Origin of the sequence: Phenylobacterium sp. CCH9-H3 (assembly GCF_001557235.1) — a bacterium.
Classification (GTDB): domain Bacteria; phylum Pseudomonadota; class Alphaproteobacteria; order Caulobacterales; family Caulobacteraceae; genus Phenylobacterium.
The window spans coordinates 1-6,365 of sequence record NZ_LSJI01000216.1 but is presented as its reverse complement, the minus strand read 5'-3'; the positions used below and the strand labels follow the sequence as shown (position 1 = coordinate 6,365).

Sequence of the window (6,365 nt, the reverse complement as noted above, 5' to 3'; positions counted from 1 at the left end):
GGGCCCCGCCCCGACGATGACGCAATCGTATGCCTCAGACATGGATGACCTCCTTCGCGCGGCCGGCCCCTAGGAGGGATACGCGCGCGCGGGCCGCCCGCACTTAGCGCTGAGCGCCACATCTGAGGGGCGAAGGTGCTGATATGCGTATCTCAAGGGAGAAACTGGCTCCGTCTGCGGGCGGCGCCGAACCCCACCGGAAGACCATGCCATGCGGCCGATATCGAGGCGCAGTCTCTTGCCGGCCTTGCCAATCCTCCTGGCAAGCCTCGCCGTTCCGAAGGCCGCGATGGCGGCCGAGCCGTCCTTCGTCGTCTATCGATCGCGATCCTGTTTGTGTTGCCAGGCCTGGATCGCGCACATGGACAGGGCCGGCTATCACGCGCAAGAGGTGCTCACCGACGACCTGCCGACAGTGCGCCTTCGCTACAAGGTCCCGACCGATCTTGCCGCCTGCCACACCTCAGTCATCCGCGGCTATGTGTTCGAAGGTCATGTGCCGGCGGAGGACGTGACGGGCTTTCTGAGCCAGCGGTCCGAAGCCCTGGGGCTGGCGGCGCCCGGCATGCCGATCGGATCGCCAGGCATGGAGCAGGCCGACGGACGACGGGAGGAGTATTTCACGCTCCTGCTGCTCGGCGAGGGCCGCCGCCGAATCTTTGCTCGGCACTAGAACGTCTGAGTGCAGCGTGGTCACGAACCCTGCTCGTAGCCAGCCCTTCTTCGGCGGCCACCACACAAGAGGTTAATCTTTTCCTTCCTGGAGGTATGCCCTTGCGATCGAAACGGACCGGCGCGCGGCTGGGGGTTATCGCAGCGGTGTGTACAGCCTGGGCCGCGCCGGCGTCTGGTGAGACCTTGGCCGAGGCGATCGCCCTCGCCTATGAGACGAATCCGACACTGCAGGCGCAGCGCTCGCAGGTCCGCGTCCTCGACGAGGGCTATGTTCAGGCTCGTGCTGGTCTGCGCCCCCAGGTGAGCATCACCTCGACGGCCTCCTACAGCAACACGTCGGTCAACGCCGGGCGCACCGGCCTGGTGGACACCAACGGAGACGGGATCCCCGACACCAACGTCACCGCTAGCGGGGTGACGGAACGCAACTTCGGCAACGCTTCGCTTGCTGTCACGCAGCCTCTTTACACAGGCGGGCGCACGGTCGCCGCCATGTCCGCCGCCGAAGCCGATATCCTGTCCGCCCGGGAGACCTTGCGCGATGTTGAGGCCGGCGTGCTGCTCAATGTGGTGCAGACGTATGCCGACGTCCTTCGCGACCAGCGCGTGGTCGAAATCCGCCGCCAGGACGTGGACACCCTGCAAAAGCGCCTCGAGGAGACGCAGGCCCGCTTCGAGGTGGGCGAGCTCACCCGCACCGATGTTGCGCAAGCCGAAGCGCGCCTGGGTTCGTCGCGGGCGCAACTCGAGGCGGCAGAAGGGCAACTGGAGATCAGCCGGGCGAACTACGAAGCCGTCGTCGGAAAGCCACCCGAAGTGCTCGCCCCGCCGCCGCCGCTTGAGAGCTATCTGCCTAAGAACGTACTGGAAGCCCTCGATGTCGCCCGGACGGAAAGCCCCAAGATCCAGGCCGCTGAATTGACCGAGCAGGCCAGCCGCGCCCGGGTGGCGGTCGCCCGCGCTCAGCGCCGGCCTACGGTGTCGGTTCGCGGCGGCTACGGCTATTCAGGGCAGGTGGATCCCTTCATCGCCGATCGGTTCGCTCGCAATCTGACGGCCTCGGTGACGACGACGCTCCCCCTCTACTCCGGCGGCGTCGTCTCGTCGCAGATCCGCCAGGCGCTCGAACGCAACAACACCGATCGTATCCGGACGCAAACGGCCGAGCGCCAGGTCCGCCAAGCCATCGCCCAGTCCTGGAGCCAGATGAACACGGCGCGGGGCGCCGCCGCGGCGAATGAGGGCGTGGTCAGGGCCGCTCAGATCGCCGTCGAAGGCACGCGTCTGGAGTTCAGCGTCGGCATCCGAACCACGATCGACGTCCTGAACGCGGAGCTCGAACTGCGGAACGCCGAGCTTTCCCTGGTCGCGGCGCGACGGGACGCCTATGTCGCGAGCGCTTCGCTGCTCAACGCGATTGGCCGGCTAGAGGCGAAGCGGTTGGCGCCGGAGACGCCGCTCTATGATCCGCGGCGCTCGTTCAAGCGCGTCACCCGGTCTGGCGTTTGGGCGCCAGTGGATGCGGTCGCGGAGACTGTAGACCGGATTGGCGCGCCGCCTGAGGCGGCGCGGCCGCGCAAGGCCGACTAAGCCGCGTGGGATGGGAAGAGGCGTCGGCCCAGCTCTGCAATGTCACGTTCGGTGAATAACCTTCACCACCCTCGGCGAAGGCGCACGTGTCTCGCACTGATCGGCGGTTCGGCGGCGATGGCTGACCCGCTCGAGCTGGGCCCTGAGCCAGGGACGCAAGGCTTCGACCAGCGGCCGGCTGGTCTCCTGGCGCACCCGGCGCCGCGCGTCCGCCGAGCGCCCGCGGATGTCGGTCTCGATGGCGTAGAGCCTGGCGATCTTCTCCAGCGCCTCGCTGGCGATCGGCGCGGGGCCGGCCGCGGCGATCTCGTAGAAGCGCCGGCGCACATGGGCCCAGCAGAAGGCCAGCTTGACGCCACCGGCCTCGGCCAGCGGCCGATAGCCGGCATAGCCGTCCACCTGCAGCACGCCCTTGAAGCCCGCTAGGTGCGCCACCGCGCGCTCGGCCTTGCGGTCCGGCACATAGACATAGGCCACGCCGGGCGGGTCTGGCCCGCCCCAGGGGCGATCATCTCGGGCATAGGCCCACAGCCGGCGAGTCCCCGCATGTCATCGCTGGGCTTCTCTACCATCAGTGGGACTCGTCATCGAAGAGCAGGTGTTGATACTGGCGACGTCCGACCTCGTGCACGCGGCCTCATGACGCGAGCGGGGACCCCTGCCCCCACCGTCCTTGCAGCACAGCTGTTATAGGCCCACTCTCGCCAGAGCGACGGGCAAAAGGTCTACCTTTTTTCCCCCCTCCCCGGCCCCAAGCAAATCAGCTAGTTACATGGGGAGAAAGGTGGTGGGCGAAATGCGCTACGGCTATGCGCGGGTTTCGGGCGAGGATCAGAACCTCGGGCGCCAGCGGGCGGCGCTGGACGCCGCCGGCTGCGCCCAGATCACCGAGGAGGTGCAGAGCGGCGTCAAGGCGCGCCGGCGCCTGGATCAGCTCCTCGGCGGATTGCAGGCCGGGGACGAGCTGGTGGTGACGGAGCTGGACCGGCTCGGCCGCAGCACCGGCGAGGCGATCGTCATGATGGACGAGCTGATCCGGCGGGGCGTGGTGCTGAGAATCCTCGCCCTCCCCTCCCTCGACATCGCCACCAATGACGGCCGGCTGATCGCCGACATCCTGGCCAGCCTGGCGGCCCACGAGCGGCGACGGACCCAGGAGCGCCAGCGCCAGGGGATCGCGGCGGCGAAGGCCGCCGGCCGACACCTTGGCCGGCCCCCGAAGATGAGCGGCCAGCAGATCGCCGAGGCGCGGGCCAGGCTCGCGGCCGACGAGCCGGCGGCCGTGGTGGCGCGGGCCTACAAGGTCAGCCCGAAGACGCTCCGGGCGACCCTGGCGCGGTAACGGTGCTAGGCCGCCGCGTCCAAGGCCTCCCCGTCCCCCTCGCCTCCCTCGGCTTCCATCAGGGTTTCGCAATCCGCGCACATCAGCCGGGCGCCGGGCTTGGCCCAGGCGTGGAGATCGCAAGACGGGCAGGTGTAGCGGGTCTTGCTGTCGGCCTTTTTCTTGCGGGTGGCGCGGGTCTCCGCGTCGTCCCACAGCTCGACATAGAGGGCGTCGAACCCCTCCCCTTCCAGCTCGGCGAAGGCGGCCTTGAACGGGCCGCCGGCGGCGATGTAGTGGCTGACCCGCTGGCCCGTCTCCTTGCCGCCTGGCTGGGCGGTGTCCGAGGGGATCAGCCCGACCAGGCGCATCTTCGCGGCCCATTCCTTGTTGTGGTAGCCGGTGCGCGATGGCTGGCCGAAATGGTGTTGCCAGAGGTGGACCATCTCGTGGACCAGGGTCGAACGGCTCTCCTCGGTCGTGCGGGCGTGGAAGTGCGACGGGTTCAGCGCGATCTCGTCGGTGACGACCGCGCCGTCCTTGGAGCCGAAGCGGCCCCCGGCGAAATAGCCATAGGCCTTCTTCGCCCGCTGCATGGTGATCAGGCAGGCCGGCAGCTCGCCGGCGAACAGGCGCTCGTTGAAGAACCCATAGGCGCGGTACGATACAAATTTACCTCGGCGACCCGCGCCAAGCCAATCACGTCGGTGTCACAACGTGGATCGGCCGACAGGGAATTTTGGCCCTCGCTGCGGCTTGGGTCGCGCTACACCTGCAGTCGGCCTTTGCGTTGTACGTCTTGAAGGTGTACAATCCCGCTGATAGGAGATTTTTCCATGCCGCGCGCGGCCGTCGACGATAACAAGCGGATGAACTTGAGGGTCTCGCCCGACGCGAAGGCAAAGCTCGTTCGAGCTGCGGCGCTGCGCGATACTGACCTCACGAGCTTCGTCACCCAGACTGCTTTGCGGGAGGCCGAGGCGGTCATCGCCGCCGCCGAGGTCCTCACGGTTTCCGAGCGCGGTTTCACGCGAATCCTGGAACTGCTCGAGAATCCCCCGCGACCGAACGCGAAGCTACGGGCGGCCATCGCCGCATTGCCCGATACCATATGACGCTCCCGCGTTGGCACGAGGAGCCGATCGCCAAGTCACACGATCGAAAATCGTTCGATTGTGGCGACGCGCAGATGAACGAGTTCCTGCAGCGGTTCGCCCGTCAAAGCCATGAGCAAAACGCCTCCAAGACGTTCTGTGCGATCCATGACGGCGCACCCCGGAATATTCTTGGATTCTACACGATCACCCCCTCGGCAGTCGCCCACGAACAGGCGCCTCCGACGATGGTCCGGGGCTTGGCGCAGCATGAGGTCTCCGGCTTCAGGCTTGCTCGCCTCGCCACCCATCTGGCCGTGGCGGGGAAAGGCCTGGGCGGGCAGCTCCTTGTGGCGGCCGCGTTACGCTGTCTGCGGATCTCGGCCCAGAGCGGCGGCGTCCTTCTCATCATCGACGCCAAGAGCGATCGGGCGGCCAGATGGTATGCCGGCTATGGAGCGGAGCCCCTGCGCGACCGGCCGTTGACGTTGGTCCTTCCCCTGGCGACTTTTGCCGACGACCTCAAGGTGCGGGGTCTGTTCTGAAGACGTGGGCTGGAGCCGTGGACCGCGGGGTCCCGCCCCTATGCAGCCCTTGAGTGGCAGGCGCGCCTCTCGCTGGCCTTGCGGAGCCGAAATGGATAGCTACCAGATAGCGACCGGCCGGCACGTGGTAGGTCGGCTCCGAATCATTTAGGTTCTCAACGGCTTTAAGCGCGGCATTGGCAGCGAGGCGTGCCATCTTAGTTGGTAGCTACCAGCTAGGTCCCTAGCCGAAAGCTATCCGAAAGCATTCGGTAACCTTTCCGAAAGCTTTCAGCGCGTCCATTAGTCGACAGGGCGTCGCCACGGCCGCGCCAAAGTGGAGGTGTTCGATGCCGACGATCGCGTTCATTTCGCCGAAGGGGGGGGTCGGGAAGACCACTGCGGCCACCATCCTGGCGACGCAGCTCGCACGCCGGGCTCCGGTGATCGTCATCGACGCGGATCCAAACCGGCCGGTCGAATCCTGGGCGAAACTCGCTGGGGCGCCGGCCCAGCTGACCGTGGTGTCTGATGTCGATCAGGACTCGATTCTCGACCAAATCGACACGGCCGCCCAGGCGGCGCCGTTCGTGATCGTCGACTGCGAGGGCACGGCGTCGCTGACAGTGGCCTATGCGATCAGCGCGGCGGACCTGGTGATCGTGCCGACCCAGGGATCTCAGCTCGACGCCAAGGAAGCCGCGCGGGCGCTGTCGCTGGTGAAGAAGCAGGAGCGAACCTCGCGGCGGCAGATTCCGCATGCGGTCCTGCTGACCCGGACCGCCGTCGCCGTCCGCTCGCGCAGCCTTGTGCATGTTCAAGGCGAGCTGCAGCGTCACGGGGTGCGCCTCTTCGAGTCGGAGCTCAACGAGCGTGAGGCCTTCCGAGCGATGTTCTCTTTCGGCGGGGCGCTCGAGAGCCTGGACCCGACCAGTGTCCGCAATATCGACAAGGCGGTGGCGAATGCGCGGGCCTTCGCCAACGAGGTGCTGAAGATGCTGCGCGACTCGGCCGACAGTGAAAGCCGGGAAGGGCAGGCGGCATGACGGCGCGCGCGTCGATCTTCGAAGAGGACGAGGACGTCGACGTCGACGGCTTCCGCCCGGTGGAGGCGCCGCGGCCGCGAGACCCCGCGGTCATCGCGGCCATCCGCGAGACCGC

The 6,365-nt window shown here is 67.3% G+C and carries 7 protein-coding genes and 1 pseudogene; 6 read left to right on the top strand and 2 right to left on the bottom strand.

Annotated features, from left to right (window positions below; genetic code table 11):
• The first annotated feature begins 289 nt into the window (after nt 1-289).
• Together AX721_RS18915 and AX721_RS18910 are read left to right on the top strand one after the other, a co-directional pair.
• Entirely contained in the window at nt 290-673 is a 384-nt protein-coding gene (locus AX721_RS18915; protein WP_231754743.1) for a DUF411 domain-containing protein, read from the top strand.
• A gap of 185 nt (nt 674-858) precedes the next feature.
• Nucleotides 859-2,265, top strand: coding sequence for a TolC family outer membrane protein (locus AX721_RS18910; RefSeq protein ID WP_068877533.1), 1,407 nt, complete (start codon nt 859-861; stop codon nt 2,263-2,265).
• A 99-nt stretch (nt 2,266-2,364) separates the two neighbouring features.
• On the opposite strand, the pseudogene AX721_RS18905 reads toward AX721_RS18910, so the two are convergent.
• Nucleotides 2,365-2,805: pseudogene (locus AX721_RS18905) on the bottom strand (transposase); the annotation flags it as partial.
• Between the two features lie 232 nt (nt 2,806-3,037).
• On the opposite strand from AX721_RS18905, the gene AX721_RS18900 reads away from it, so the two are divergent.
• Nucleotides 3,038-3,607 carry a recombinase family protein gene (locus AX721_RS18900; RefSeq protein ID WP_082769873.1) on the top strand — a complete coding sequence of 190 codons (570 nt, stop codon included), beginning with the start codon at nt 3,038-3,040 and terminating at the stop codon, nt 3,605-3,607.
• Between the two features lie 5 nt (nt 3,608-3,612).
• Here the strand turns inward: AX721_RS18900 and AX721_RS28440 are convergent, their stop codons facing one another.
• Nucleotides 3,613-4,218: a SprT-like domain-containing protein gene (locus tag AX721_RS28440; RefSeq protein ID WP_082765502.1), complete on the bottom strand. Its 606-nt coding sequence runs from the start codon at nt 4,216-4,218 to the stop codon at nt 3,613-3,615.
• Between the two features lie 204 nt (nt 4,219-4,422).
• Between AX721_RS28440 and AX721_RS18890 the strand changes: the two genes are divergently transcribed.
• From AX721_RS18890 to AX721_RS18880, 3 genes are all read left to right on the top strand, one after another.
• The gene (locus AX721_RS18890) at nt 4,423-4,701 is read left to right on the top strand and encodes a DUF1778 domain-containing protein (protein WP_068877530.1); all 279 of its coding nucleotides are present in this window, start codon (nt 4,423-4,425) and stop codon (nt 4,699-4,701) included.
• A 74-nt stretch (nt 4,702-4,775) separates the two neighbouring features.
• Nucleotides 4,776-5,225, top strand: a complete 450-nt coding sequence (locus tag AX721_RS18885) for a GNAT family N-acetyltransferase (RefSeq protein WP_231754742.1) — start codon at nt 4,776-4,778, stop codon at nt 5,223-5,225.
• Between the two features lie 329 nt (nt 5,226-5,554).
• The gene (locus tag AX721_RS18880) at nt 5,555-6,250 is read left to right on the top strand and encodes a ParA family protein (RefSeq protein ID WP_068877528.1); all 696 of its coding nucleotides are present in this window, start codon (nt 5,555-5,557) and stop codon (nt 6,248-6,250) included.
• Nucleotides 6,251-6,365: the final 115 nt, after the last annotated feature.